1 rRNA gene is annotated in these 381 nt (G+C 39.4%); it reads left to right on the top strand.

Annotation, left to right across the window (positions count from 1 at the left end):
* Positions 1–52, top strand: a 16S ribosomal RNA gene (locus M3196_RS21825); the annotation flags it as partial.
* Positions 53–381 lie beyond the last annotated feature (329 nt).

Genomic DNA, 381 nt, shown 5'->3' with positions numbered 1-381 from the left:
GAAGTCGTAACAAGGTAGCCGTATCGGAAGGTGCGGCTGGATCACCTCCTTTCTATGGAGATTATGAAACAGCTTCGACTGTTTCGTAAGTACACCTATTCTTCTTTTGTTCAGTTTTGAGAGAACTCTCTCTCTAAATCAAATAACGTTTTTCTTTTGAGAAAGGTTATTTCTTATGTTCTTTGAAAACTAGATATCGACATCCAAACAAATGCAAGGCAGATATATTATTTATCTGCGCCAAAGCAACAATCTTGATGTGTATGCATCATTAAGTTACGAGATGCGAGAAGTTCGAGGCGACAAAGTCTTGAAGGAGCGGAGTGTATTTCGATACATGAGCACTGGAAAGACGAAGTCAACGAAGAAATTCGACGTTGA

The sequence above is a fragment of the Fictibacillus nanhaiensis genome (genome assembly GCF_023715445.1).
Lineage (GTDB): Bacteria > Bacillota > Bacilli > Bacillales > Fictibacillaceae > Fictibacillus > Fictibacillus nanhaiensis_D.
This window is presented reverse-complemented; position numbering and strand designations above follow the sequence as displayed.